This is a genomic window from Agrobacterium sp. H141 (assembly GCF_057158725.1).
Genome location: NZ_CM169893.1, coordinates 3,065,571 through 3,091,640 on the forward strand (window position 1 = coordinate 3,065,571; position 26,070 = coordinate 3,091,640).

Below are 26,070 nucleotides of genomic sequence, written 5' to 3' on the forward strand. Positions count from 1 at the left end.
TCAGATCAGGAGATCAGATTAGAAGTCGCGCTGCAGACGGAACCAACCATCGAATGTCTCATCGCCAGCATCCGGATCGGTGTAGTTGACGTTGAGCTTGACGTGGAAGTTTTCAACTGCTTCGTAATCGAAGAGAACGCCAGCTTTCCACTGGTCATTCGAGCTCCATACACCAGCTGCTGCTGCATTAGCAGAGTACTGGAAGCCGGGAGTGATGGTCAGCTTTTCGGTTGCCTTCAAAGCATACGAAGTCGCGATTGCCCATTCGAATTCATCGCCATAGGCGTTCGGGTCAGTCGAGTAGAGGCCAGCAAGGCTGAACGTGCCTGGGCCAACAGCCGCAGTCGCGATCGCACGAATTGTACCTTCTTCAACGTCGGTGTCGTAACCGCCGAGAAGCGCTACAGTCACAGGACCAAACGAGCCAGAAACCTGAGCTTCAAGGCCAATGCCGTGGTTGTTGGTAACGTCCGACTTGTCGAATTCGTCTACGAAGAAGCCAACTGCGTAAGCGTCAGAAGCGAATTCGTAACCGATCGAGACAAACTCTGTGGCAGAGCCGAGGTTGTCAACTTCACCTGCGATACCGCTATCCCAGTAGCTGTAGAACCAACCAGCCTTCATGCCGCCGAGAGCGAGGAAAGCTTCGTCAGCATAGATCGAAGTGTCGCTGTCGTAAGAGATGTCGCTTTCGAGGGCGATGTAACCCTGAAGAACGCCGAGCTCGGTGTCAGACTTGGCGTCGAACGTCAGGTAAGCCTGTGTAACCATATCCCAGTCGTCGGTGCCGCCAGCGGCAGTCGTGTAGGTGTCTTCACCGAAGTCGACCTGGAAACGAACGTAACCACCGATCTTGAGGCAGGTTTCAGTGCCAGGGATGTAGAAGTAGCCGGTGCCGAAAGCGTCGCAAACGCGAACGTATTCCATAGGCTCAGGAGCAGCAGCGACGATGGCGTCAGCGGCCTGCGCGCCAGAAACTGCAGCAAGTGCGGCAGCGGAACCGAGCAAAAGGCTCTTGATGTTCATTATTGACCTCCAGTCAATTATGAGCCTCGAAGAACACTATTTGTCAATTTAATTATTATTTATCAATAACTTAGATTGAGGATGATGTTTTCAGCTTTACGGCGTCGCTTCTTGACGCTGACCGGATCGGCCAAAATCTGTCCAGCTGTCGCGCTCGGCTCTACGCGCCCCGGGCGATAAAAAACGGATTGGCAAAATCGCAATCGGCCGCCTGGTTTCGCTTGCCATAGACAAGCGGATGTCCGTCGAGAGTGGTTGTCAGGCCACCTGCAGCGCGAAGCACGGCGTCGCCGGCCGCCGTATCCCATTCCATGGTGCGGCTATAGCGGGGATAAACATCCGCTTGGCCTTCGGCTAACAAACAGAATTTCAACGATGAACCAATGGATTTGCAGCCGCTGATGCCGTTGTCACGTAGAAACGCGTCAGTCTCCGCACTGTTGTGGGAACGGCTGGCGATGGCGACAACAGGCAAACAGCTCTTTCTAGCCTGGATCGGATGGCGCTCAGTCACGTCAAACTGGCGAGTAATGGTCAGTTTTTCCGCCCCACTGGCCGATCCCAGATAGGCAACGCCCTTTGCCGGCGCATAGACCACGCCCATGATCGGTGCCCCATTCTCTATAAGGGCAATATTGACTGTGAAATCGGCGTTTCGATCGATGAATTCCTTTGTCCCGTCGAGCGGATCAACGAGAATAAAGCGACCACTGCCAATATCGGGAACATGACCGGCGGCAACGGCTTCTTCGGCCACGACGGGTATATCAGGGAAGGAATCGGCCAGAATGCCCAGAATAATGGCCTCTGCACGGTTATCAGCATCGGTCACCGGCGAGCAGTCAGCCTTCAAGGAAATATCCGGCCCAGCCTCGTAAACCTCAAGAATGGCGCGACCGGCCAGAAGCGCCGCCCGCTCGAAAACGCTGATCATGACCGCCTTACCAGCTCCCGGCTCTAACCCGCCAACAATGGTGATATGCGGATACAGCACCTGCTCCACACACCATACCTATTATCCGTATCGAGACGCCGCTGTTCAATGGTCTATCTGAAAACACCGGGAATCAACGTAGCAGCCAAGGCGCAACGAGATATGTGCGGCGTGCCCAAATCGTAAAAAGAGCCGGAAAACCGGCACTTTCGAGCAGACTATATGAATGCTGGGGTTATGGAGGAGAGGAAGGGATTCGAACCCTCGATACCATCTCTGGTATACTCCCTTAGCAGGGGAGCGCCTTCGACCACTCGGCCACCTCTCCGGTGACGCCTGATTATTGCGTCGAAACTACGAATGCAAGGCTTTTTAACCGGCTACCGCTTTTTCCACCGCAAGAGGCCAGGAACGCCACCCCGCACCGTCCACATTGAGTGAATCACCGACGATCGCCGCGATGGGATGAGGCCACCGAATCGCCGAAGCCAGAATCAGCCGCGATTTTTTCCAGTGACTCGGGCCGAAATCTCTCTTCAAACGACAACCGCCCTGAAAAAAGATCATGGCTCACTTATTCCCGGGGAGCGCAAAACCAAAACGCAACAGTTAGCAAACGCCGCAATTCCGGGCTTCTCTTCGCATGGCGGCATTGCCGTCTATTATATATAGTGACACAGCGGCCTTCCATCTGCAGCTTCGGTCGCGAGCGTAAGTGCTGAAAAAACAAAGCCTTTCTTAACAATCAGTAAACAGATCATCGCCGCCAGCACCCCGTTTGTGTCCTTTCAGCAACATCATGGACGGAAGGGGGGGCAGAAAAGTTTCAAACGACGGTTTGTTGATTGCATGACGGCATTCATTTTGTATTTTCAACATCGGAAGCGAGGCGGTGGATCGTCCGTCTTCTGAATATCGACGGGGATGGGGCAGGGAATGCTGTCCTTCAGCCAAAACACCCAGACCCATATCAAACTTGACTGGAGGTCAATAATGAACATCAAGAGCCTTTTGCTCGGTTCCGCTGCCGCACTTGCTGCAGTTTCTGGCGCGCAGGCCGCTGACGCCATCGTCGCTGCTGCTCCTGAGCCTATGGAATACGTTCGCGTTTGCGACGCTTTCGGCACCGGCTACTTCTATATTCCTGGCACTGAAACCTGCCTGCAGATCTCTGGTGCGATGCGCTTCCAGGTCGACTTCGGTACGCAGGACGACAAGCATGCCAACGGCACGCAGGGCGACGACTGGGACATGAAGACCCTTGCTTGGGTTAACTTCTCGGCCAAGAGCGACACCGAACTCGGTGTTCTTGAGTCCTACATCACCTTCGAAATGGACACATCGAACAACGGCAGCAACGATATCTATGCTGACTCGGCATATATCGCTCTCGGCGGCTTCCAGGCTGGTTGGTTCTACAGCTGGTGGGATTCGAGCATTGCTGGCGAAACCGACAGCCTCGGCGACACAACAGAATTCGTCTCGGTTGCATACACTTACGCAGCCGACGCTTTCACAGCTGGCATCTCGCTTGATGAACTTGAAGGCACTGGTTACCACGACATCGGTGTGACCGGTTACCTCGCTGTTGCCTTCGGTCCAGTTTCTGCCAACCTGCTCGGTTCGTACGACAACAACACCGAAGAAGGCGCTATCCGCGGTATCGTGAAGGCTGACGTTGGTCCTGGTTCGCTCCAGGTTGCTGGCCTCTACTCCACAGGCGACAACGCCTACTGGGATCAGTCCGAGTGGTCGATTGCTGCTTCGTACGCCCTCAAGGCTACTGAAAAGCTGACAATTACCCCATCTGTTCAGTACTGGGATTCCTACAACAACGGTGAAGCAGCATACGTCGGTGGCGAAGAGCGCTTCCTTTATGGCGTAACCTTCGACTACTACCCAGTCGAAAACCTGCTTGCTCGCGCTACCGTCGAGTATGACGATGTAACCGAAGACTTCGGCGGTTACTTCCGTCTGCAGCGTTCGTTCTAATTCGATCATCTGATCGAAACGGGAACCCGGCCTTAGGGCCGGGTTTTCTGCCCTCTGAAAGGGCGCTGGCCGACAATGCGATGGGACCGTATTTGAAGCCTTTGTAAGATAGATATGTGAATACGATGGGACCGTATTGCTGCATATCGTTTATTGACTATAACAATTTGCTCCACTACTCAGTGTGCGGCGAGCGTTTTCGTTCGTCTCTTTAAGGGGGACTGGTTTTGAGCAGCGTAGAGGCCGGTATCGGCGCGTCGTTCGTTACGGGTAATGTGCCCGAGTACAGCGTAAACTATCAGCATGGCGAAAGAGCCAGGCTATCTGTCGTGAAAAATACGTCGTTGCGGGAGATGTTTCGCAAATATGGCGACATCCTGTGGATGAACGGTCCTCACAAATACAATGTGACGAATTTCATCCACGAAATGCACGATCTTCTGGTTGAACCGGAATTCGCCTGTTTCAGCCAGGATATGCTCGACAGCCTGATTGGAATCCTGCGCAAGCGCGGTAACAGTAACGCAACGATCAATCGCAAGATGGCGGCCCTTAGCAAATTGCTGCGAAAGGCCAACAAGATGGGCGAGATTCACAGCTTGCCGGAGTTCAAACGCCAAAAGGAAAGTGCGGGACGAATCCGCTTTCTCGACGGCGTGGAAGAACACGATCTGTTTGAAGCCATCCGGTCCCAGTCGGATGACTATTATCGCCTCTGTGTCTTCCTGGTGGATTCCGGAGCACGTCTGAGCGAAGCGCTCAATCTGCGCTGGAACGATATCTCCGATTGCCGCGCGACCTTCTGGGTCACCAAATCCGGCCGCAGCCGCTCGGTTCCGTTGACCGATCGCGCCCGCAAGGCCGTTGAAAACGGCGATCGTCGCAAGCCCGGCCCCTTTTCCATGATCGATCAGCAGCGTTTTCGCACCTGCTGGCATGCCTGCAAGGCGACTGTCGGTCTTGGCGACGACAAGGATGTTGTTCCGCACGTCTTGCGCCACACATGCGCATCGCGTCTGGTTCAGGGTGGTATCGATATCCGCCGTGTGCAGATGTGGCTGGGTCACCAGACATTGTCCATGACCATGCGTTATGCGCATCTGGCATCGCATGATCTGGATATGTGCATACCTATTCTGGAGCGTGGCGGGCGCTAGGCCGCAGCAAGTCCCGCCCCTCGCCCGCTATCTGAAAAGCCCTGTACGATCCACGCCAAGGGGAATGCACCGCGAACCGGACAGTGCCCCCTCGCCCCCCTCGATACAATTCTATTGCAGCAGCTGTTTGAGATCCGCCTGAGGATCGGCCAGAATCGCCAGATCAGGCGTTATCTTGCCGGTGTCCAGCAGGCGTTTGCCGGTCACATAAGCCTTCGCATCGTTGATCGCATCGACTGCGATCAGTTCCCCATGGGAAAAATACCAGACCGACCGGCTGCCTTCGCGGGTGCCCGGACGAACCAGAGTTTCATCGAAACCGAGATTGAAGCCTGCGATCTGCAGCTTGACATCGTATTGATCCGACCAGAACCAAGGCTTTGGGCTATAGGGCTCTGTTCCACCGACCAGCAGGCCCGCTACGGCTTCCGCCTGATCGATGGCATTCTGCACCGATTCCAGGCGCACCTGCGCGCCCTTCCACGGAAGAACGGCACAATCGCCCATAGCGTAAATGTTCGGATCGGACGAACGCGCATATTCATCGACGACGATACCGTTCGACGTCGCAAGGCCTGCTGCAGTCGCCAGCGCATCATTGGCGCTGGCACCGATCCCGGCGATCACGAGATCAGCTGCCATCGTCGTGCCGTCGGCCAGTTCGGCGCCGGTGACATGTCCGTTCTCTCCGATCAACCGCACCAGACCGGTCTTTTCGCGAATGGTCACGCCATGGCTTTCGTGGATCGCCCGCATGGCATCGGCCGTTTCCCGCGAGGCGACACGCTGTAAAATGCGCTCCCCCATTTCGATCACGGTGACATCCAGACCGAGATTGCGGGCCACGGCTGCTGCCTCAAGGCCGATATAACCGCCGCCGACCACCAGCAGTGTGCGACCCGGCTTCATCTCCACCGCCAGGCAATCCGCATCGGCCTTGTCGCGCACGACAAACACGCCCTTCAGATCGCCTCCAATGGCTGCCGGCAGGCGGCGCGGCGTGGAGCCGGTGGCAAAGGCCAGTGTGCCATAGGCGATTTCTTCCCCGCCCCGGCACGTGACTGTCTGCGCCGCAGGGTCGATGGCGTCTACCCATGTGGAGAGTTTGAGCTCGACTTTGTTTTCCACAAACCATTCTGCCGGACGGAAGGTCAGGCGCTCGAACGTCATCTCGCCGAGCAGATATTTCTTGGAAAGCGGCGGTCGCTGATAGGGGATTTCCGGTTCGGCACCGATCATGGTGATCGGCCGCATGTCGCCCAGCATTCTCAGTTTGGCAGAAAGCGCAAAACCTGCCTGCCCTGCCCCGATGATGACCAGCCTGTCCGTCACGCCGTACTCCTGCCATGCACTGAAGTTCCCGTCTTGCGGCGGGCAATCTGCGGTCCAGCGATACCGTGACGGTATCACCCCGTCAAGGATGGCAGGGCCGGCAAACGGCGTCATGGGTGGTAACCATATATGTCGCCGGCTCGACAACCCCGTGCCTATCCACAGAAGACGGAACACACCCAACAACTCATTCCCCAACGGAATGATTTAAGTCATCGCCGCAAGATCGAGAATGAGATGAAAAGCCTGAATCTTCGGGCTTTTCTCGGAGACAAAGCTGTTGTACCTATGGTCGCAAAACAAGCAGCCATTCCCGGAAGGACGCACCCATGAGTGACCATCACACCGCAACGCCCGAACAGGCCCGCGCCAGGATGGCGCATTTCGTGTGGGAAGATCCTTTTCTGCTGGAAGATCAGCTGACTGACGAAGAGCGGATGATCCGCGATACGGCGCGCGCCTATTGTCAGGACAAACTGATGAGCCGCGTCACCGAGGCCAACCGCCATGAAATCTTCCACCGCGAAATCATGAGCGAGATGGGCGAGCTCGGCCTTCTTGGTCCCACCATTCCGGAGGAATTCGGCGGCGTTGGCGCCAATTACGTGGCCTATGGACTGGTTGCCCGCGAAGTCGAGCGGGTCGATTCCGGCTATCGTTCGGCCATGTCGGTGCAGTCCTCGCTGGTCATGCATCCGATCTTCGCCTTCGGCACGGATGAACAGCGGGCGAAATATCTGCCCAAGCTCGCGTCTGGCGAATGGGTCGGCTGCTTCGGTCTCACCGAACCCGATCACGGTTCCGATCCCGGCTCCATGATCACCCGCGCAAAGAAGGTCGATGGCGGCTATTCCATCTCGGGCGCCAAGAACTGGATCACCAATTCACCGATCGCGGATGTGGCCGTGGTCTGGGCGAAATCGGATGCCCATGACGGCAAGATCAAGGGTTTTGTGCTTGAGCGCGGCATGAAGGGCTTCGAGACGCCGAAGATCGAGGGCAAGTTCTCGCTCAGGGCTTCGGCCACCGGCATGATCCAGATGCAGGACGTGTTCGTGCCGGAAGAAAATCTTCTGCCGCATGTGTCCGGTCTGGCCGGCCCGTTCGGCTGCCTCAACCGCGCCCGTTACGGCATTGCCTGGGGCGCCATGGGTGCTGCCGAATTCTGCTGGCATGCTGCGCGCCAATATACGCTCGACCGCAAGCAGTTCGGAAAGCCGCTGGCCGCCACCCAGTTGATCCAGAAGAAGCTTGCCGACATGGAAACCGAGATCGCGCTCGGACTTCAGGGGTGCCTGCGTCTCGGCCGCCTGTTTGACGAACACCGGGCACCGGCCGAACTGATCTCGCTGATGAAGCGCAACAATTGCGGCAAGGCTCTCGATATCGCCCGGGTCTCGCGCGACATGCATGGCGGCAATGGCGTGTCTGACGAATATGGCGTGATCCGCCACGTGATGAACCTGGAAGCCGTCAACACTTATGAAGGCACCCACGATATCCACGCGCTCATCTTGGGCCGTGCGCAGACCGGTCTGCAAGCCTTTCAATAAGGATTGCGGCGGTCGCCCGCATCAAGTGCGGCGACCGCCGATTTCTATGGATTTGCGTGAGATAAGGGTGGGGCCGCCGTTATCGCATTCGCGGGATAATCCCCCCATTGCGCCCGTTCACACCGGCCGCAAGATTTTCCACGGCAGCCACGCGGCTTATCTGGCCTCACCTCCCTGACCGAGATGGGGAAGCGGATGAAGGCTCTAGCCCGCGATCACCAACAGGCAGCCTGGACATGTGGTTTAACGTCGAACCCATTCATGCCGCAGAATGGCGTACTGCATGGTGTTTTCGTAGATCGGATTTCCGGCGCTGTCGTTCTGGAACGTGACATATTCCAGGAAGAGGCCTTCTTTTCGCATGCCAAGCTTTTCGCAAAGCCGCCGCGACGAGGTGTTGTGATCCTCGACATAGGCGTAGATGCGCCTTTTATTCCGACGCGTGAATAAGTCTTCAAACAGGGCCTGTGCGGCTTCGAACGCATAGCCTTCGCCACTGAACAGTGGATTGAAGTTCCAGCCCACGGATACCGTGTCAGATTGTTGCGCTTTTTCTTCATCGCCCGGCCAATCGGCATCTGAATGGACGAACAGGTCGCCGATGAGGTCACCCGATTCCTGCAGGCAAACGGCGACATACTCGTCGTCGCCAGCGCGCTTTAGAACCTCGCTTTCGGATGCCGCCAGATCGGCGAGTCTTAGCGAGAAGAAGCAACTCGCAGTCGGCTCCCGCAGATAGGCGAACAAGGCCTCCGCATCGCCCACACGGAAATTCCTGATCGCCAGACGGTCGGTTCGGATCGTTTTCAACGGCTCATTTTCCTGGGTTCTAGATTGATGGCATAACAAACGCTGCCATCGCAGCGTTGCGCTGACGCGCGCGCAGCCTGTCCGCTATAGGGCAACATCATTCCCCACAGTTCGGAGCCGCATCAACTCTTGCGCCCGCCATCTTTGCCAACGGTGGCGCAGATCTCCCGAACGCAACCCGATCGGCTGATCGAGAATGTCCGCAGATCGAATCCTGTCGCATCGAAAGTGGCGAAAACCCGCCCGCAATTCGCACCAGCCGATCAACAGACGGCTTGTCTCCGCATAACCCAAAGTGACCGGCCAGACCACTCTTTCTGTCGTTTTTCCATCCAGTGTGCGGTAGACGATGAGCAGCTTGCGCCCATCGCGGATCGATTGACGCAGTTTCGCGGCAAGCCCATCTTCGGGTTCGGGAAAGAGCGGTTGTCGCGCGGCAATGCTCGGCTCGGCGATGAACGGCCGAAGCTCTTCAGGGATCGCCGCTGTCACTTTCGCAACGAGGTCACGCGCGGCATTGGCCAGCAAACGGTCGGAATGGGCCGTGACCCATTGCGCACCCAAAACCAAAGCCTCGATTTCGTCGACGGTCAGCATCAGCGGCGGCATGTCGTAATTGCGATCGAGCACATAGCCAAATCCTGCCTCCCCCTGAATGGGAACACGCTGGCCGATGAGATCGGCGATGTCGCGGTAGACGGTGCGCTTGGACACTTCCAGCTCTTCGGCGATTGCAGCCGCCGTCACCGCCCGCTCCGAACGGCGCAATATCTGGATGATCTGAAACAAACGGTCGGCACGGCGCATCGCTACTGACTCCTGCTGCCATAATGGTGGCAAGAGGGCTGTGCGACAAGCAACGGGTCGCAAATTTAACGATCAGCCCTCAAACCCATGGCAAAAGAATGAAACTCGCATCAGTCCGCCTCATTGCAGCCGATCTGAACAAGATGGTCGCTTTTTATGAAATGGTCATTGGCGTCAAGGCCGAATGGCTTGCGCCGGTTTTTGCCGAAATCGTCTGCCCCGGTGCGACGCTGGCAATCGGCGCAGCCGAAACCGTCGCACTTTGGAAAGCAGGAAGCGGCGAGGCAGGATCGAACCGCACCGCCTATCTGGAATTTCAGGTCGAGGATATCGATGCCGAATTCGAGCGGCTAAAGGAAAGGGTACCATTGGTGCACGACATGAAGACGATGCCCTGGGGCAACAAGACGTTTCAATTCCGCGACCCGGAAGGAAATGCAGTATCGTTTTACAGGCCGGAAACGGCGGCAGCCAGGAACCGCTTCGCCTCCAGATAGAATTTACAAACGAGCCCTTCATTGCACACGACAAGAATTTGTCTTGGATCGATCGAGCCGGATCTGTGAAAGGCGGGTATGGACGCGCAAAGAAGGGGGTGCCCTCAACACCACCTAATCATCGCCTTGTGCCGAAAGCAATTTCGAGCCAGCTGCGCGTAAAATATCCGCCTTGACCATTCATGGACCTTGAACCCGCCAGTCCCCTCCCGGCCCCCTTGCGGAAATCATTTCTGCTTTGCGCCGCGTCATTCCGGCCAATCAGGCGCCTTGGCGCGGTGCCCGGAAGCTGCCGTTGATATAGCTCGCGGCAACGGTCAAATGGGCGTTGAGAAAAGGTTTCGCTGACCGCAACGCCAGGTCTTCAAAAAATCGGCTCGCTAAGACGAATTGGTATTGCGCAGGTTAACGTGAAACGATCTCGTTGATATGGGCAGTTGAAAATCAATATCCAAGTTTACAGCCAATGATGGAACTCCACCCATCGCATCGACGCCGTCGGCTGCAAGCTGGTTGAGCCACTTTCTCTGTTCGCCATCTAGGGCATGGAACCAGTCGGGATTGAAGAAGACGTTCTCAACATGCTTCATTACAAACTGAAGAACCGCTGAAGCTAGTTGGTCATACGGCAGCGCCAGAAGCTGTTCGGCGATTACAGACCCCGGCGCGTCGTCAATATTTCGCCAAGAAACACAGACCGTCGCCCCCCCGTCACCTGCAAATGACGAAACAAAAATCTGTTCAAGAAGTTCATCCACATAGCCTTTCTGGAGTTCTCTGCCGTGGAAATCAGTAAAGGGCGACCAGGCACCTGCGAACATGAATGGCAAAGGTGCGGCAAATTCAAAGACGACCGAACTAAGTATATCAGATCGGGCGCCCACAACTGCTGAGGTCAGAGCATCATGCGTAGCCTTCAGTTCACGTCGTGCAGCTTCATTCCCTATATTTATTTCGTCAAGCATCTTCTGAAACAAGAATTGCTTAGAAGGTTTCCAGCCCTTGTCAGCTTCCCGTAATGTCTCTCGCAAGTGAGCTCCGGCATCCTTGCCATACAGTTCTCGACTCATCGTTCGATAAGCAACAGCAAGGCACTGGTCGGGTCGCCCGGTAAATGCTTCATTCTCGATGCAGGAGAAAAGCTCCCGATCATGTTTGCCGCAAAAGCCATGAAAAGCCGATGCATCTTTGATGCCGATCTTCTTTACGGATAAGTTGCCACCGTTCTTGTTCATGTCGGGAATGCTCACAGCGTAGTGCAGCACATGGCCATCTTTGGCGATTTTCGCCAAATTTGGCCCCCGCGACACAGTGTGAGCTTTGACCACTCCGCCACCGCAGCTACCCAGACCTACATCGCGTGCGCAGCATTTCTTCTTGGAAAAAGCCTGTCGGTTTGCGTCTACAGCGACCCACCGATTTCCCTTCGGCTGGACCTCTCGACCGAGGTGACATTTTTTAAACTTTTTTCCAGAGCCACACCAGCATAATGCATTTCGGTCTCTGCCTTTCATGGTGTGGCTTTCTTCTAAACAATGGCACCGATTTCATCCGGGATGCGCCCTCATGTTCTCGCTTCGGCTGGAAGCGCCTTTGTTACCATTTCGGTTAAGGTGGAATAGGAGTGGATCAGCTTCTCAAGCAGTTGGTCATAAATTTCGGTAACCTCAGCATCCTCGGCGAGACCTAGCCGGCCTGTAACGGATTTCATCTTCTTTGCCGCGCCCTCGGTCGAGCCAAGATGAGAATAGGAAATGCGAAAATCATAGGTAGTATAGAAGGGCGTCATTCGTGCATAAACTTGGCCGCTGTCAGCGATGCTCTCAAGAAGCGCCTGAAGGCGCTTCAGCTGGCCGGTTCCATTGCAGGCGATACCCAAGCTACTAAGGAGCTTGCCGAGCGCTTCGTTGTCGATCGATTCGATGTGGACCTTGTTCAAATTGTCCGAGACAACGTGGCGCTGAGCGGGCGTGTCATGTAGTGGACGTCTCAATTGCCCCGCCAGATCCAAAACTACGTCGTCGAGATGGGCGAGCTTGGTGCTCCAGAGCCTGAAGGCGGCTGCCAGAAAATCGGACCGAGCTGCGAACAGGATCTTCTCGCGAGGCGGCTCAGTGAAGATGCATTCGATTTGACCGTCATAGAACTCGCTTCCGAGACAGTGGTCGGATGGTCGATTTTCACTTACCAGATAATATTGTTCTGACTTGGGAAGTTTCGCTATATCGCCTAGCCACATGATCACATGGCCGTGGCGATTGATTCCAAACGCTATCGAGAAGTTGTCTCCGCTTATGTCGCCATACGTCGGCGATGCGTAGCTCACGAGATAGTTTGGATCAGCGTCGAATTTAGCTATTACCTTGCGGTTGAAAAACACAGGGGTCAAGAATCCATTGTTCCATGGGCGTTTGAGGCCCGGGTAATAATAAAAATCGTCTGGATCGTATTTGAATGGGACATCGGTGAAACCGAAATCCTCGATAATCTTGTTTCGCTTGCTGCTGAAAATCCGGTTACCCTCTTTCGAGGCTAGCTCGTGCGCGCGCATGATTGAGAAGCGTGTCCGGTCGGGAAGGGTGCGCCAGCCACACGCGGGGCATTCGAGTGTGGGCAAGCCGTCCATGTCGATTAGAACGCTAGAGACACTCTCTTGAAATGGCGCAAAAATGAGGTCGAGAGAACTGCCGCAGCTTTCGCAATAAGCTCGGGTTACACCACCCCTCGGTGGAAGTTCGTTTAACTCCATCGTTTAAGCCCCTCGCTCTACTTATTTCACAAACGTAAAATTGGCGCCTTGGACGCGCCCCACTGCCGTGCCTTGGCTGCCAGCTCATAACTGTACTGACATTAGCTCGATTGTCCGCGAATAAGCATCATCAACGATTATAAAGGCCAGTACTGCCCGCGCCAGTCGTTATCGATCCCAAAATGGCCAATCTACTGCCGCGCCATGTCGGCTTCTGAGACGGTCCCGTAGCAATCCCGCCCTTCCCCTCCCGGCCCCCATTTCAACCATTGCGCCAAAGCCCGGCTCCAACTCCGCCCCCTCCTTATACGAAGGGGCGGAGCTGCCCGATTTGCCTTGTCCCACCTACCCTCACCGATCCAGCACGATTTGCGGGCGGCCGTTGGAGGTTTGTCTTGGGGAGACGCCTTTCCTGTCGATGGTGCCGTTCACACGTTGGCGAAAGGCCGAAAAGCTGTCGAAGGTGACGACATCGACCGGTTCGTCGAAATGCAGCGTGATGGCGTAGAAGTCGCTGTCGGAGAGTTGTTGCAAGGCAAGCACCTTGCCGGTGAAGCGCTGGCCGAGATATTCGCCGGAGACCAGAGCGCCGACGGATGCCGGCGGCAAGGGTGCGTTGTCGTGGCGGCTGGCCAGCGCTGCAAGTGTGTTCCAGTCGCGCACGCCATGGCTTTTGGCCACCAGTTCGAGTGCGCGGCTGTGGCCAACCGGGCTGCCGGCAGCAGACATGGCCTGGCGCAGGCGTTTGGCCTGGGCCTTGAGGTCGTCGATCGTCAGATGTGCCATTGATGTGGACATGGCTTGCCTCTTTCCTGAACAGGCATGCGACAACTGAAACAAGGGACCCGCATTGCCCCATTTGCGCATGCGCAGGATGGGCTGAACCAGTTTTAGAAAAGAGGACTTCACCAGGGGCAATTATGCCTGCGGGCGGCCGGTGCCTCGAACCGTCGCCAGATATGCAAGGGCTGTGCGATCCTGTCAAGCGGGGCCGATCCGAGAGCCTTCGCAGTTGTGGCAGATCGGCGCAGATTGTTGGGATTTGAAGAAATCTCTTCACCCTTCATGCGTAAAGCTGCGCTATAGTGGGTCCCTAAAAAACAAGTCTGGGGAGGGTGCCATGCCCTTGCAAACGACGCCTAAGACGACACAGGACATACCGCCGGACCAGATCTATGAGAAATTCAGGATCGACCGGCCGGGGCGGATCATATTTGTCGGCCATCGCCTGAGCACAACCAGTTCGATGCGCTGCCTCATTCAATCGATCTCGCGTTACGGCGCCGAACTCGAGGTGAGCCCCCAGCTCGATGTGCCGGCCCATTTTTTCCTGGAAATTCTGGGCATTCACGACGAGATCGGCTGCACGGTCATCCGCCGCGAGGAAGAAAAGGTCACGGTTGGCTTCAATATGCTGATCGACCCCGAATTCCTGCATCATGTGGTGCGGCTGTCCTTCGAACTCAGCCAGTGATGTGACAAAAGCCGACACAGCCTTCAAGGGCGTGCCGGCTTTCGCCCTTATCGGATCGGCTCAGGCGGCCCTCAGCCTGGTCAAGTGCTTTTCGATATCCGGGATTGGCTGATTGGTCAGATCCTTCGGAATTTCAGCGCTCGCCGCATCCGTCGATGCCGCATTGAGATGCTGTCTCAAGGTACCAAGCGCTGACGGCGGTGCGATCAGCACGTAATCCTCTATGGTCTTGTCATAGACCATCTCGTTGACGCGTTCGGCGGTCCTTTTCAAAAACGCCTCCTCGGCCTGCGCATGAAGGTCTGTCTCTTCCATGGCGCTTCTTCCATTCCCGACCGACTGGTGCGAGCGGCCGGGCCGATCGCTACCCAGATCCCGGCTTGGCTCATCCTCCTGGGACGACCGTTCGGCCACACGCAAATTCAGCTTTTCGGTATCGCCGTCATTTTGAATGAACAAAGCCCGCGCGCCGTCGCAGACAATCACCCAGGACTTGGTTGGTACTTTGAATTGGCTCATGTGGTTTTCTCCTGTCGTCGATGACACCGAATTGGTGTGCCAATCGGTAACAAGTGCGGTTGAGCCGTTGTTCCATGAATTACCGTTCATCAATTGCTTGCGTTCGGGAAACCGGGAATTTTCAGAGGCTCGGGCCATCGACCCAAGTGTAAAAGTTTAACCTTTTCATTGACCTGACAGGAACAATTTTCAGGCAGCATGCTGCATGAGGATATTCTTGAACACCAAGGATCGAGGGACAGCATGCAGTCTGGAACACATCTGGCGACGGTTAATTCCGAAATGTACGAGCGGCGCTGGGACCGGTATCAGGTGCGCCGCCCCGCCCGTGTGTGGACAGTCAGCCCCTGCATGAACAACATCTCCATCCGCAACTGCGAAATCCTGGATATTTCCCGCGGCGGCGCGGGGCTGGAAATGTCGACCTCGGCCGGCCTCGGCCTGCATTACTATATTGAGGTCATCGGCATTTCCCGCCGGATCGGCTGTGCGGAAGCCTATCGCAACGGCACGCGCGTCGGGGTGAAGTTCATTGCGCCCATTCCCGATGACATCCTGCAGCAGATCATCCGTGCGGACTTCCTGATGGGGGAAGATGTGCGCCAGAAACGTCCCGGTCCAACCGTCGGCTTTCCGCCCGGCATGGGGCGCAGGCCGCGCGATTTTTAAAGCCTGTCGCGGCATCTCCCCTTCGTCACGCCTGTCCTGACGACGGCGCGCAAATCCTTTTTCATTTCCGGTCTTTCTGCGGCCTTGGCGTGCTTGCACAGCGCGAATTAGCCCCTATTGTGGGCGCGCCTATTCCAGATGCCCTCTTTCAAATGCCCGGGAAACTTCAGAAATGTCCGCATTCCAGCGCTTTACACCGTTGATCAGTGCCCTGCCCTCCACCGTTCCATTTGTCGGTCCCGAAGCCATCGAGCGCAATCGCGGCCTCAAGGTCAAGGCCCGGATCGGCGCCAATGAAAGCGGTTTCGGCCCTGCACCCTCCGTGCTGCAGGCCATCCGCGACAATGCCGGCGAGGTCTGGTGCTATGCGGATCCGGAAAATTTTCAGCTGAAACAGGCTCTCGCCCGGCATCTTGGCGTCGATGCCGCCAATATTGCCGTTGGCGAGGGCATTGACGATCTGCTCGGTTTGATCGTGCGCATGGTCATCGAACCCGGCATGCCGGTTGTGACATCTCTTGGCGGCTATCCCACGTTCAACTTTCATGTCACCGGCTTTGGCGGGCGGCTGGTGACAGTGCCCTATGTCGATGATCGCGAAGATCTCGACGGACTGCTGGATGCGGTTCGCCGTGAGAATGCGCCGATCGTCTATTTCGCCAATCCCGACAATCCGATGGGAAGCTGGTGGGATGCAGACAGTATCGTCTCCTTTGCCAGGGCGCTGCCGGAAACGACTTTGCTGATTCTGGACGAGGCCTATAGCGAGACGGCGCCAGAGGGTTCGGTGCCCGAAATCGATGCATTGATCGATTGCCCGAACGTGATCCGCACCCGCACATTCTCCAAGGCCTATGGACTGGCCGGCGCTCGTATCGGCTACACCATCAGCACGCCGGAAACCGCGATCTATTTCGACAAGATCCGCAATCATTTCGGCATGCCACGCCTTTCGGTCATTGCAGCTCTGGCAGCCCTTGAGGATCAGGCCTATCTCGGCCAGACGATTGCCGCCATCAAGACCTCGCGCGACAGGATTGCCGCCATCGCCGAGACGAACGGGCTGAAGCCGCTGGCATCCGCGACCAATTTCGTCACCATCGATTGCGGGCGTGATGGCGCCTATGCAAAATCCGTGGTCGACGGATTGATGGAGCATGGGGTGTTCATCCGCATGCCGGGCGTCGCACCGCTCAATCGATGCGTGCGCATTTCAGCCGGTGTTCCAGCCGCCATGGACCTTCTTGAAGCTTCGCTTCCAGATGTGTTGAAAGCGCTCTAGCGGGTCCGGATAACCAACGGAAGCCAAACGTAAAAAGAACCGCGCCGGCCTTGTTCCTGCCGGTCGCGGTTCTGATGTGTTGGCATCGGCCCCGTCCAAAGGTCCCCCGCCACGGTCCCCTCGCAAGAGGGTTCTATTTTTATTGTGTCGCGCCGGGCCGTCGGCCCGGAGAATTGTGTGATCAGACGATCAGTGCATTGTCATCCAGTCGCGGGCAGCGCGGAGCGCCTCGGCGAGCTGGAGCTTGCTCATGGTCTGGGCCAGATCGGCGCGCAATTCAGCGGCGCGGTCGCAGCCCTTGATCGCGGCGATGTTCAGCCACTTGTGGGCCGAGACAAGGTCGACGTTGCAACCGCGGCCGGTGGCATACATCAGCCCCATATCGCGGAATACATCAGCTTTGGTTTCGCCACCCATGGTGGCCATTTCTGAAGTGTGCATTTCAAAGCGTGCCATTGGTACTATCCCTGTTAAAAAGCTTGTCTGTTCAGTCTGCCCTGTTTTGCCCTTGCGAGCCGCTTGTCGGGTCCGGTCCGTCTTCTGCGGCTCCGTCTCGACCCTTCAAGCGTCGGCAGGTTTTCCCTGCTCGTTTGATGAGCCCACTATGCCAAACGGGCTTCAACAGGCGCTTAAAAGGCAGAGTTAATTTGCTGAAAACAAAGTACAAATTGTTTGTAAACTTGGGAATTTGTTAAGCATCGCTGCCCCTGAGAACAGTGGGATTTGGCGAAAATTTTACGGATTCTTCATGCGATGGTTTAAACGGAAAATTCACCACGATTTTCGTTCCCGTTTTTATGAAACACCGGAATCGCTGGTTTTCGCATGGAAAAATGCAGCCGGAGACAGCCGTGTCCCCACTTTACCTTTACGTGCGCGTAAGTTATTTCTTAACCGATGGCACGCGCCGGGTGGAGCGGTGAAACCATTGCCAACATGATGCCAGGCCTAAATCAGGCACCGGCATCGCTTTCGGGAGGAACAACATTGATACGGGAACTCATTCTTGGCGCCGCTCTGGCGCTGTCGGTCACAAGCGTGCAGGCAGCCGAACCCATTCAAGGTCAATGGAAGACGGCAAGCGGCGCGACCGCCGATATCTCGCCCTGCGGCGGCGCATTCTGCGTCACGCTGAAGAGCGGCAAGCATGCCGGCAAACAGATCGGCAAGATGAGCGGTGCCGGCGATGCCTACAAGGGCGAGATCACCGACCCGGAAACCGACAAGACCTATGCCGGGTCCGGAACCGTGTCCGGCAATTCTTTGAAGATGAAAGGCTGCGTGCTGGCGGTTCTGTGCAAGAGCCAGACCTGGACACGTCTCTGATCCGCATCCGACATTATAATGAATAGACTGAAGGCCCGGGCATCCTCAGGCCCGGGTCTTCGCCTTGCGTTTGGTCAGATCAGTCTTTCGCCCGGTAACTTTCGGGGATGGTGAAGACCTCATCGGCACGGGCATAGCCCCCATCCTTGACTTCTTCGATCAGCACCATGGTGTGCGGACGAGCGGCCTCGGTGAAATAGTCCACCATCATATCGGTGGCGCGATGGACGATCTCTTCCTTCTGCTGCTTCGACAGCGCTCCTTGCGGAGTCTTGATATTGATGAACGGCATGATGCGATCCTTTCGCTTCGTTGGTGATGGGTTCGATGGAGACAAGCAGGCAGGCGGCGCTCAGATCACGCCGCCGTTGGCGCGGATGACCTGCCCATTGACCCATCCGGCATCCGGGCTGGCGAGGAAGGAGACGACATTGGCAATGTCGTCCGGCTGGCCGAGACGCTTGAAGGGGTTCATACCGGCAATGGTCTTGACCAGTTCGTCCGGCTTGCCCTGCATGAACAGATCGGTTTCGACCGGACCGGGGGCAACCGCATTGACGGTGATATTTCGGGCACCAAGCTCCTTGGCAAGAATATGGGTCATCGCCTCGACGGCAGCCTTGGTGGCGGCATAGACGCCGTAGGTCGGCTGGTAGAGGCCGACAACGCTGGAGGAGAAGGAGATGATGCGACCGCCATCGCGCAATCGCCTGGCACCTTCCCGCATGCCCCGGAATACGCCTCCAAGATTGACGGCAATCTGCCGCTCGAACGCGTCATCCTCGACGGACGCCAGAGGCGCGAGTTGCATCATGCCGGCATTGTTGACGAGGATGTCGACGCCGCCGAACGCCTCTTCGGCCGCATCGAACAGCGAAGCCATCGCATGCGCGGTGCCGATATCCGCCGCGACCGCAAGCGCTCGACCGCCATCGGCCTCGATCTTCGACACCACGGCATTGGCCGCCTCGGCATCGCGGGAATAATTGACGACAACGGCCATACCGTCCTTGGCAAGGCGCTGGGCGATAGCCGCGCCAATGCCCTTGGAGGAGCCGGTGACGATTGCGGTCTTCTGTTTATGTTCAGTCATGGTTTTCTCCCTGGTTGGTGAACAGGAGATAGAACCGAACTCGAAACCAAACAATAACATCATAATTGACATGTTAATTCGTCTGTGATGAACAATGAACATGGATCGTCTTGACCGCATGCATCTGTTCACCCGGGTCGTCGACCGGCACAGCTTTAGTGCTGCTGCCAGCGATCTCGGCTTGGCGCGCTCGACAGCGACGGAAGCGATCAAGCAGCTGGAGGCCGAGCTCGGTGCCCGGTTGCTGGAGCGGACGACACGCGTTGTACGCCCGACACTGGATGGTCAGGCCTATTACCAGCGATGCCAGCAGATCCTCACCGAATTCGAGGAGGCAAACTCCGCCTTTCGCAATGCGGAACCGCAAGGCTTGTTGCGGATCGACGCGCACCCGCTTTTGACCCATACCTATCTGTTGCCCAAATTGCCGGAATTTCTGGCCCGCAATCCCAAACTCGATCTGCATATCGGCCAGGGCGACCGGATCGTCGATCTGGTGCGCGAGGGTGTGGACTGCGTTCTGCGCGCCGGCAGTCAGCCGGATAGTGGCCTGATCATGCGACACCTCACCGATATTCGCGAAGTGACCTGCGCAAGCCCCGATTATCTGGCGCGGCACGGCATGCCCGCTTCGCCCGAACAACTGGGCGGTCATCAATGCGTGGGCTTTGTATCCTCGCGCACGGGAACGGTAATGCCGCTCGAATTCACCGTTGGGGGCGAATTGCGTATGGTCGAGCTGCCGAGCCGGGTGACGGTCAACAATTCTGACACCATGGCAGAACTCGCGCGCCTCGGCTTCGGCCTCATCCAGGCGCCGCGCTACCGGCTCAAACCCGATCTGGACCGGGGCACGCTTGTGGAAGTCCTGCCCGACCATCCCCCTTCGCCCACGCCCTTGTCTGCGCTCTATCCCCAGAACCGCCAGCTCTCACCGCGACTGCGGGTATTTCTCGATTGGGTGTCTGGTATCTTTGCAGCGGCCGAGATCTGAAACCGGCCTCGCGCAGCCAAACCCCACATCTTTCCCGCTGTTAACGCTTCTGAACGCTGGATGAATGCCCGCATCAGCAAGCGTTCAGGCAGCCGCTGTCATAAAGGGTCCAACGATCTGAAAGAGGATTGAGGGACATGGGAAAACTGGCACGGCGCTTTACGATCTTCACGTTGACAATGACGGTTTTCGCTCTGGTGATGAGCGCCCTCGTTGAAAAGCCCGAGCAGCGCGTTCATCGCGGCACCAGCATTCCCTGCTTTCACCCCAACAGCATTTTCTGCATCGCTCAAAGCTGATGCCACAAACACGGGATACCAGGACAATGACAAACTCGCTGACCAACACTTTTTCTTCCGGCCTTCGCCTTGCACTGATGGCCGTCATGCTGCTGGGGCCGCTTGCAGCCCTGGGCATGGCCAAGAGCGGCGAACCGGTGATTGCCAAACAGGGCGCGGGCCTTGTTCTGTTCGTCAGCCTGCAGCGCCAGTCGATGAGCTGATTTTGAGATTTCAGGACCAATACGCGTCAGGTCTGGCCTGAAAATCACGAACACGTCGCAACAAACCGCATATTTTTTTGAATTTCGTCATTGAACCGTCGCTTGCCTGCCAAAAACTCCACTCTATAATGGCGCATGAACACACGAATCTCACAGCCATCATCCATCAGTTTCATCAAGCCTGACGCCTACGAGCCAAAGGTATTCACGGACGCCAAGTCGGCAGTCGATGAACTGACCGCGCTTTACGAGCGCAACACCAATTTCCTGATCGACAATTTTACCGCCCTTTCCAAGGGGGCACCGATTGAAGGCCGCTACCGCGCCTTCTATCCGCAGGTCAGTATCGAGACGACTAGTTTCGGCCATATCGACTCGCGTCTGTCCTACGGGCATGTGACAGGACCGGGCGTCTACACCACCACGGTGACGAAGCCGCATCTCTTTCGCCATTACCTGAAAGAGCAGCTCGGCCTTTTGATGCGCAATCATGAAGTGCCGATCACAGTCTCTGAATCCACAACGCCCATTCCGCTGCATTTCGCCTTTGGCGAAGGAGCGCATGTGGAGGCCGATGCCTCGTCGCTCGTGGATGTGCCTTTGCGCGACCTGTTCGATACGCCCGATCTGACGACGACCGACGACGAGATCGCCAATGGCGAATATGAGCCCAAGCCCGGCGAGCCGCATCCGCTGGCGCCCTTTACCGCCCAGCGCATCGACTATTCGCTGGCCCGGCTGTCGCATTACACCGCAACCAGCGCCTCGCATTTCCAGAATTTCGTGCTGTTTACGAACTACCAGTTCTATATCGACGAGTTCTGCGCCTATGCCCGCAAGCTGATGGCCGACGGTGGCGAGGGCTATACGGCCTTTGTCGAGCCCTGCAATATCGTGACACCGGCGGGGTCTTCCCATCCGCAAGGCGATATCAACCCGCCCCGTCTGCCGCAGATGCCGGCCTATCACCTGAAGATGAAAGGCCATGCCGGGATCACCATGATCAATATCGGCGTCGGTCCCTCAAACGCCAAGACCATTACCGACCATGTGGCGGTGTTGCGCCCGCATGCCTGGCTGATGCTTGGCCATTGCGCCGGTCTTCGTAACAGCCAGCGGCTGGGCGACTACGTGCTTGCCCATGCCTATGTGCGCGAGGACCATGTTCTGGATGATGACGTGCCTGTCTGGGTGCCGATCCCGGCGCTTGCCGAAGTGCAGCTGGCGCTCGAGGACGCTGTCGAGGAAATTACCGGTTACGAGGGTTTCGAGCTGAAGCGCATCATGCGCACCGGCACGGTTGCCACCATCGACAACCGCAACTGGGAACTGCGCGACCAGCGCGGGCCGGTAAAGCGGCTGTCGCAGTCGCGCGCCATCGCGCTGGACATGGAATCGGCAACGATCGCCGCCAACGGCTTCCGCTTCCGTGTGCCCTACGGCACGCTTCTTTGCGTCTCCGACAAGCCGCTGCACGGGGAGTTGAAGCTGCCCGGCATGGCGACGGCCTTCTATCGCACCCAGGTGAGCCAGCATTTGCAGATCGGCATTCGTGCGCTGCAGAAACTTGGGGCGATGAAGAAGGAAAAGCTGCATTCGCGCAAGCTCAGGAGCTTCTACGAAACCGCGTTCCAGTAAGTCGCCTTTTTAGTCCCAACTGCCCTTGTGTATGATCCTGGATGTTCCATGGACAAAGGTCATGCTCATGCGGACCAATATCGAAATGGATGACGATCTGCTTGAAGAGGTCATGGCGCTGACCCGTCACGCCACCAAATAAGCGGCAAGCTCGCGCCAATGCTTAAGTCCGGAGCTCGCTCGCAAATCCGCCTTGACCTACAGAAAACTGCGCCGGAAAGGACTTACAGTCCGTCGATCAGCGGACGTAATCATTGGCACATCTTGCATCGAACACGACCTCCCGCTTCTGCAAAAAGGATCGCGATTTCGACATCATGCAATCCCATCCGGGCCTGCAATGGCTGTAAGTGGCACGCCATTTCAGCCTGACACCTGGACCGCCTCCGCCGTCAGCCTTACCCCCAGCAGTCCGAGCAGCAGCCCGGCCGTCCGGTCGATGAACCGCTTGCCGCGTAGATAGAGCTGCTGCGGCTTTCGTGCGGAGAAGACGAAGGCGACCACCGCGTACCAGCCAGCTTCGATGCAGAAGATCAGGGGTGGCAGGCATATCAGCATCCAGAATGGAACGTCCCTCGGCAGGAGGGCAGCAAAGACGCTGGCATAGACGATCGCGGTCTTGGGATTGGCGATCTGAACAGCGAAAGCGTGCCAGAAGGAACGCCGAACCGATGTCGCCAGGGGAGTGTCAGCATTATCGGCCGCAAACGGCGCCGAGGCGCCGCGCCAGATCCGGATGCCGAGATAGATGAGATAGGTGCCGCCGGCAATTTTCAGGATCAGGTAGAGCCACTCCACCTGCAGGAGCAAGGTGGTCAGGCCCGCAAGGGCGATGGTGGAAAAGAGCAATCCGCCGAGCCCCATGCCGCAGGCAGCGGCCAGTCCATGCAGGCGAGACCTCGTTACCGAGATGCGGGACACCATGACGAAACTCGGGCCGGGACTGATGGCACCGACCAGCAAGGTCCCGAGGATGGCAAGAAGCGCGGCAAAGGCTGGAAAATCGGCGGATGCGGAAGGCACGGCGCATGTTCCTTCTCAGATCAAGGTTGGCAAGTGCAATGTGAGGAGGCCCGGGCACCCCGGAGACTGGCCCCAAAAGCCTTGCAGCTCAGTCTGCTCTCCTTCACGACGATCGCAACCGAAAACATGTCTTCATTGTCTCCAGCCGTTCAAGCCTGCAGGATCTCCGCCTCGCATCCAATCGGGAAATTCACCGAATTGGCGATGAAGCATTTTTCGTGGGCGTCATGGTGCAGCTTCAGCGCACACTCCGCGTCGCCTGACGAGATCCAGATCTTCGGCTTCAGCGCGATTGCGGTGAAACGTCCACCGCCGTCCTCGTCCATCACCATCACGCCTTCGGCTGCGTCCTCGTAACGCTCGACGACGATGCCGTTGACCGAGCAGAAATGCAGGTACCAGAGCTTGTGGCAGGCCGAAACCGAGGCCACCAGCAGGTCCTCCGGGTTCCAGCGCGCGGCATCGCCCCTGAACGCAGGGTCCGATGAACCGGGAATGTCCGGCTTGCCGGCGGCGGCGATGACGTGGTCGCGGCCATAATCACGGTAGCTGCTGGTGCCACTGCCGCGATTGCCGGTCCAGGTGACGGTGAGCCGATAACGGTGCTGCTCTGCGCTCATGCCCTATTGTCCTTGTCATTCGACCGTAACGATAGGTCAGGTGGAAGTCGGGGCCAATCCCTGCTGCCGAAGCTGCCCTCGAGAAATTTGCGTGGCACCCCTTGTCAAAACAGTCTTAAGATATATCTTAGAGACATCGAAACACATTTTAAGGATTATCCCATGAGAGGATTTCACTTTGGCCGCCATCGTTGCGGCCCAGACATGCATGCGATGCGACGCGGCCCCTTTGGCGGCTTCGACCGCGAGGAAGGACATGGCCCGGGGCGTGGACCACGCGGCGGTCGCCGGCGGATGTTCGATGGCGGAGAACTGCGGCTGGTACTGTTGAAACTGATCGAGGAACAGCCGCGCCACGGTTACGATCTGATCAAGGAGATCGAAAGCCGCACCGGCGGTGCCTATGCACCAAGTCCCGGCGTCGTCTACCCAACGATGACATTGCTGATCGACATGGACCTGGCCGAAGAACAGGCCAGCGAAGGTGCGCGCAAGCTGTTGTCGATCACCGATGCCGGTCGAACGCATCTGGCGGAAAATGCCGTTCAGGTCGACGAGATCATGGCGCGCCTGTCCGCTCTTGGCAAAATGAGCGAGCGCACGGATGCCGCACCTGTCCGTCGTGCCATGCACAATCTGAAAGTGGTTCTGCAGGAACGCCTGTCGCATGAAAATGCGAACCGCGATCTGCAACTCGAGATCGCGCGGTTGATAGACGAGGCCGCCAGCAAGATCGAAAGGCTCTGAACATGTCGAAAGCAATCGCAACCGTTCCCACCGAAAGCGGCTGGAAATATCTGCAACAGTTGTGCAAGCACTGGGCCCACAAGCTCGATGTCGAGCTTGGCGAGCAAAAGGGCGTGGTGAAATTCCAGGAGGCAACCGCTTTCATGACCTCCAGCGAGACAGCACTTGTCGTCGAGCTGGAAGCAATGTCGGACGAAGTTCTGGAGCGTATGAAGGGCGTGGTGTCGAGCCATCTCGACCGCTTCGCCTTTCGCGAAGCGCCTTTGCCATTTGACTGGAAACCTGCCTGACACGATGCCACTCCTTTGCCGCCGGTCATCGTTTCCGGCGGCAAAGACCGGGGCATTCTGTCATCTATCCCTTGAAACGCCATCCTGATCGGCGTCTATTCTGCCTCCGCTTGCAAGGAGGAGTATCCCATGACGACGCATCTTACATCACACCCCACCATTCCCGATCTCGCAGGCAAGGCCGTGCTCATTACCGGTGCGTCCAGTGGCATTGGCGCAGCACTCGCCCATGGTTTTGCAGCTCAGGGCGCCCTGATCGGGCTGCATTATCATTCCAGCAGGCAGGCCGCCGACGCGATCGCGCGCGACATCGAAGACATCGGTGGCAGCGTGGAGCTGGTTCAGGCCGATGCAGCGGACAGCAAGGCGATGACGGAGGCCGTGGACAAGATTGCCAAGGCCTTCGGAAAACTGGACGGGCTCATCAACAATGCCGGCAGCATGATCTCCCGTCTCATCTATGAAGAGATGACGGATGAACATTACGACAAGGTGATGGATGTGAATGGCCGTTCGGTTGTCTCCACCAGCCATGCAGCGCTGCCGCATCTGAAAAAACAGGGCGGTTTCATCATCAACACCACGTCTGTGGCGGCACGCACCGGCGGAACCGCGGGATCGGGCCTCTACGGCTCGTCCAAGGCATTTGTTGCTGCTGTCACCAAGGGCATGGCGCTCGAATTCGGCAAGCACAAGATCCGCGTCAATGCAGTCGCCCCCGGTGTCATTACCACACCGTTTCAGGACCGTTACGCCCTGCCCGGCCAGCTCGATCAGGTCGCCGGCAGCGTTCCACTCGGGCGAACAGGCACGGCCGAAGACTGCGTCGGCGCCTATCTGTTTCTGGCGTCCGAAATGATGGCCGGTTACATCACCGGACAGACAGTGGATGTGAATGGCGGGCAGGTCATGCCGTAAGGGCTGACCAGGCACAGGAGCATCACTTCAGGACATATATATGTCCCCTCACCCGCGTGCCGGCACCCTCTCCCCGCTTGCGGGGAGAGGGTTAGGGTGAAGGGCTATTCATTACTCA

The 26,070-nt window shown here is 57.2% G+C and carries 30 protein-coding genes, 1 tRNA gene and 1 pseudogene; 16 read left to right on the forward strand and 16 right to left on the reverse strand.

Features of this window, described 5'->3' with window-relative positions:
• Positions 1 to 18: 18 nt before the first annotated feature.
• The 3 genes from ACWPM9_RS14295 to ACWPM9_RS14305 form a co-directional block, all read right to left on the reverse strand.
• The gene (locus tag ACWPM9_RS14295; protein WP_484755547.1) at positions 19 to 1,026 is read right to left on the reverse strand and encodes a porin; all 1,008 of its coding nucleotides are present in this window, start codon (positions 1,024 to 1,026) and stop codon (positions 19 to 21) included.
• A gap of 160 nt (positions 1,027 to 1,186) precedes the next feature.
• Complete coding sequence (gene cysQ, locus ACWPM9_RS14300) at positions 1,187 to 1,960, reverse strand: 3'(2'),5'-bisphosphate nucleotidase CysQ (protein WP_484757657.1); 774 nt, start codon at positions 1,958 to 1,960, stop codon at positions 1,187 to 1,189.
• 238 nt (positions 1,961 to 2,198) lie between these two features.
• Positions 2,199 to 2,288 (reverse strand) — tRNA-Ser (locus ACWPM9_RS14305).
• A 665-nt stretch (positions 2,289 to 2,953) separates the two neighbouring features.
• Here ACWPM9_RS14305 and ACWPM9_RS14310 point away from each other — a divergent pair.
• Both ACWPM9_RS14310 and ACWPM9_RS14315 read left to right on the forward strand, forming a co-directional pair.
• Positions 2,954 to 3,952 carry a porin gene (locus ACWPM9_RS14310; protein ID WP_484755548.1) on the forward strand — a complete coding sequence of 333 codons (999 nt, stop codon included), beginning with the start codon at positions 2,954 to 2,956 and terminating at the stop codon, positions 3,950 to 3,952.
• Positions 3,953 to 4,179: 227 nt separating this feature from the next.
• Positions 4,180 to 5,109, forward strand: coding sequence for a tyrosine-type recombinase/integrase (locus tag ACWPM9_RS14315; RefSeq protein WP_428185274.1), 930 nt, complete (start codon positions 4,180 to 4,182; stop codon positions 5,107 to 5,109).
• A 111-nt stretch (positions 5,110 to 5,220) separates the two neighbouring features.
• Here the strand turns inward: ACWPM9_RS14315 and ACWPM9_RS14320 are convergent, their stop codons facing one another.
• Positions 5,221 to 6,441 carry an NAD(P)/FAD-dependent oxidoreductase gene (locus ACWPM9_RS14320; protein ID WP_484755549.1) on the reverse strand — a complete coding sequence of 407 codons (1,221 nt, stop codon included), beginning with the start codon at positions 6,439 to 6,441 and terminating at the stop codon, positions 5,221 to 5,223.
• Positions 6,442 to 6,770: 329 nt separating this feature from the next.
• On the opposite strand from ACWPM9_RS14320, the gene ACWPM9_RS14325 reads away from it, so the two are divergent.
• Positions 6,771 to 7,994, forward strand: a complete 1,224-nt coding sequence (locus tag ACWPM9_RS14325; protein ID WP_428185276.1) for an acyl-CoA dehydrogenase — start codon at positions 6,771 to 6,773, stop codon at positions 7,992 to 7,994.
• Positions 7,995 to 8,237: 243 nt separating this feature from the next.
• Here the strand turns inward: ACWPM9_RS14325 and ACWPM9_RS14330 are convergent, their stop codons facing one another.
• Entirely contained in the window at positions 8,238 to 8,804 is a 567-nt protein-coding gene (locus tag ACWPM9_RS14330) for a GNAT family N-acetyltransferase (protein WP_484755550.1), read from the reverse strand.
• Positions 8,805 to 8,888: 84 nt separating this feature from the next.
• Positions 8,889 to 9,611: a helix-turn-helix transcriptional regulator gene (locus tag ACWPM9_RS14335; RefSeq protein ID WP_484755551.1), complete on the reverse strand. Its 723-nt coding sequence runs from the start codon at positions 9,609 to 9,611 to the stop codon at positions 8,889 to 8,891.
• Positions 9,612 to 9,709: 98 nt separating this feature from the next.
• Between ACWPM9_RS14335 and ACWPM9_RS14340 the strand changes: the two genes are divergently transcribed.
• Positions 9,710 to 10,108, forward strand: a complete 399-nt coding sequence (locus ACWPM9_RS14340; RefSeq protein WP_484755552.1) for a VOC family protein — start codon at positions 9,710 to 9,712, stop codon at positions 10,106 to 10,108.
• A 380-nt stretch (positions 10,109 to 10,488) separates the two neighbouring features.
• On the opposite strand, the gene ACWPM9_RS14345 is transcribed toward ACWPM9_RS14340, so the two are convergent.
• From ACWPM9_RS14345 to ACWPM9_RS14360, 4 genes and pseudogenes are all read right to left on the reverse strand, one after another.
• Positions 10,489 to 11,400 carry a hypothetical protein gene (locus ACWPM9_RS14345; protein ID WP_484757696.1) on the reverse strand — a complete coding sequence of 304 codons (912 nt, stop codon included), beginning with the start codon at positions 11,398 to 11,400 and terminating at the stop codon, positions 10,489 to 10,491.
• 177 nt (positions 11,401 to 11,577) lie between these two features.
• A pseudogene (locus tag ACWPM9_RS14350) lies at positions 11,578 to 11,622 on the reverse strand (SEC-C metal-binding domain-containing protein); the annotation flags it as partial.
• Between the two features lie 50 nt (positions 11,623 to 11,672).
• Complete coding sequence (locus ACWPM9_RS14355; protein WP_484755553.1) at positions 11,673 to 12,725, reverse strand: hypothetical protein; 1,053 nt, start codon at positions 12,723 to 12,725, stop codon at positions 11,673 to 11,675.
• A 483-nt stretch (positions 12,726 to 13,208) separates the two neighbouring features.
• Positions 13,209 to 13,655, reverse strand: a complete 447-nt coding sequence (locus ACWPM9_RS14360; protein ID WP_484755554.1) for a glyoxalase superfamily protein — start codon at positions 13,653 to 13,655, stop codon at positions 13,209 to 13,211.
• A 322-nt stretch (positions 13,656 to 13,977) separates the two neighbouring features.
• Between ACWPM9_RS14360 and ACWPM9_RS14365 the strand changes: the two genes are divergently transcribed.
• On the forward strand, positions 13,978 to 14,331 hold the full coding sequence (locus ACWPM9_RS14365; RefSeq protein ID WP_484755555.1) for a hypothetical protein: 354 nt from the start codon (positions 13,978 to 13,980) through the stop codon (positions 14,329 to 14,331).
• A gap of 60 nt (positions 14,332 to 14,391) precedes the next feature.
• Here the strand turns inward: ACWPM9_RS14365 and ACWPM9_RS14370 are convergent, their stop codons facing one another.
• Positions 14,392 to 14,850 (reverse strand): host attachment family protein, encoded by a 459-nt coding sequence (locus tag ACWPM9_RS14370; protein ID WP_484755556.1) that lies wholly within the window; start codon positions 14,848 to 14,850, stop codon positions 14,392 to 14,394.
• 243 nt (positions 14,851 to 15,093) lie between these two features.
• On the opposite strand from ACWPM9_RS14370, the gene ACWPM9_RS14375 reads away from it, so the two are divergent.
• A complete protein-coding gene (locus tag ACWPM9_RS14375; protein WP_484755557.1) occupies positions 15,094 to 15,519 on the forward strand; it encodes a PilZ domain-containing protein in 426 nt (141 codons plus the stop codon).
• A 172-nt stretch (positions 15,520 to 15,691) separates the two neighbouring features.
• Positions 15,692 to 16,801, forward strand: a complete 1,110-nt coding sequence (locus tag ACWPM9_RS14380) for a pyridoxal phosphate-dependent aminotransferase (protein WP_484755558.1) — start codon at positions 15,692 to 15,694, stop codon at positions 16,799 to 16,801.
• Between the two features lie 189 nt (positions 16,802 to 16,990).
• Here the strand turns inward: ACWPM9_RS14380 and ACWPM9_RS14385 are convergent, their stop codons facing one another.
• A complete protein-coding gene (locus tag ACWPM9_RS14385) occupies positions 16,991 to 17,257 on the reverse strand; it encodes a sel1 repeat family protein (protein ID WP_428185287.1) in 267 nt (88 codons plus the stop codon).
• Positions 17,258 to 17,788: 531 nt separating this feature from the next.
• On the opposite strand from ACWPM9_RS14385, the gene ACWPM9_RS14390 reads away from it, so the two are divergent.
• Positions 17,789 to 18,127, forward strand: a complete 339-nt coding sequence (locus tag ACWPM9_RS14390) for a DUF2147 domain-containing protein (RefSeq protein ID WP_484757658.1) — start codon at positions 17,789 to 17,791, stop codon at positions 18,125 to 18,127.
• A 79-nt stretch (positions 18,128 to 18,206) separates the two neighbouring features.
• On the opposite strand, the gene ACWPM9_RS14395 is transcribed toward ACWPM9_RS14390, so the two are convergent.
• Positions 18,207 to 18,419 (reverse strand): tautomerase family protein, encoded by a 213-nt coding sequence (locus tag ACWPM9_RS14395; protein ID WP_428185289.1) that lies wholly within the window; start codon positions 18,417 to 18,419, stop codon positions 18,207 to 18,209.
• Positions 18,420 to 18,479: 60 nt separating this feature from the next.
• Positions 18,480 to 19,220: an SDR family oxidoreductase gene (locus ACWPM9_RS14400; RefSeq protein WP_484755559.1), complete on the reverse strand. Its 741-nt coding sequence runs from the start codon at positions 19,218 to 19,220 to the stop codon at positions 18,480 to 18,482.
• Positions 19,221 to 19,320: 100 nt separating this feature from the next.
• On the opposite strand from ACWPM9_RS14400, the gene ACWPM9_RS14405 reads away from it, so the two are divergent.
• From ACWPM9_RS14405 to ACWPM9_RS14425, 5 genes are all read left to right on the forward strand, one after another.
• The gene (locus ACWPM9_RS14405) at positions 19,321 to 20,214 is read left to right on the forward strand and encodes a LysR family transcriptional regulator (protein ID WP_484755560.1); all 894 of its coding nucleotides are present in this window, start codon (positions 19,321 to 19,323) and stop codon (positions 20,212 to 20,214) included.
• Between the two features lie 137 nt (positions 20,215 to 20,351).
• On the forward strand, positions 20,352 to 20,513 hold the full coding sequence (locus ACWPM9_RS14410) for a hypothetical protein (protein ID WP_484755561.1): 162 nt from the start codon (positions 20,352 to 20,354) through the stop codon (positions 20,511 to 20,513).
• A 26-nt stretch (positions 20,514 to 20,539) separates the two neighbouring features.
• Entirely contained in the window at positions 20,540 to 20,716 is a 177-nt protein-coding gene (locus ACWPM9_RS14415) for a hypothetical protein (protein WP_428185293.1), read from the forward strand.
• A 135-nt stretch (positions 20,717 to 20,851) separates the two neighbouring features.
• Positions 20,852 to 22,354: an AMP nucleosidase gene (locus tag ACWPM9_RS14420; RefSeq protein WP_484755562.1), complete on the forward strand. Its 1,503-nt coding sequence runs from the start codon at positions 20,852 to 20,854 to the stop codon at positions 22,352 to 22,354.
• Positions 22,355 to 22,385: 31 nt separating this feature from the next.
• Entirely contained in the window at positions 22,386 to 22,496 is a 111-nt protein-coding gene (locus tag ACWPM9_RS14425) for a type II toxin-antitoxin system VapB family antitoxin (RefSeq protein WP_484755563.1), read from the forward strand.
• Positions 22,497 to 22,717: 221 nt separating this feature from the next.
• Here the strand turns inward: ACWPM9_RS14425 and ACWPM9_RS14430 are convergent, their stop codons facing one another.
• Both ACWPM9_RS14430 and ACWPM9_RS14435 read right to left on the reverse strand, forming a co-directional pair.
• On the reverse strand, positions 22,718 to 23,377 hold the full coding sequence (locus ACWPM9_RS14430) for a LysE family translocator (RefSeq protein WP_484755564.1): 660 nt from the start codon (positions 23,375 to 23,377) through the stop codon (positions 22,718 to 22,720).
• Positions 23,378 to 23,526: 149 nt separating this feature from the next.
• Positions 23,527 to 23,997, reverse strand: a complete 471-nt coding sequence (locus ACWPM9_RS14435; RefSeq protein WP_484755565.1) for an OsmC family protein — start codon at positions 23,995 to 23,997, stop codon at positions 23,527 to 23,529.
• A gap of 162 nt (positions 23,998 to 24,159) precedes the next feature.
• Between ACWPM9_RS14435 and ACWPM9_RS14440 the strand changes: the two genes are divergently transcribed.
• The 3 genes from ACWPM9_RS14440 (at position 24,160) to ACWPM9_RS14450 (ending at position 25,952) form a co-directional block, all read left to right on the forward strand.
• Positions 24,160 to 24,744, forward strand: a complete 585-nt coding sequence (locus ACWPM9_RS14440; RefSeq protein ID WP_428185299.1) for a PadR family transcriptional regulator — start codon at positions 24,160 to 24,162, stop codon at positions 24,742 to 24,744.
• Positions 24,745 to 24,746: 2 nt separating this feature from the next.
• Positions 24,747 to 25,034, forward strand: coding sequence for a DUF2218 domain-containing protein (locus tag ACWPM9_RS14445; protein ID WP_428185300.1), 288 nt, complete (start codon positions 24,747 to 24,749; stop codon positions 25,032 to 25,034).
• A 129-nt stretch (positions 25,035 to 25,163) separates the two neighbouring features.
• Complete coding sequence (locus ACWPM9_RS14450) at positions 25,164 to 25,952, forward strand: SDR family NAD(P)-dependent oxidoreductase (RefSeq protein ID WP_484755566.1); 789 nt, start codon at positions 25,164 to 25,166, stop codon at positions 25,950 to 25,952.
• Positions 25,953 to 26,070 lie beyond the last annotated feature (118 nt).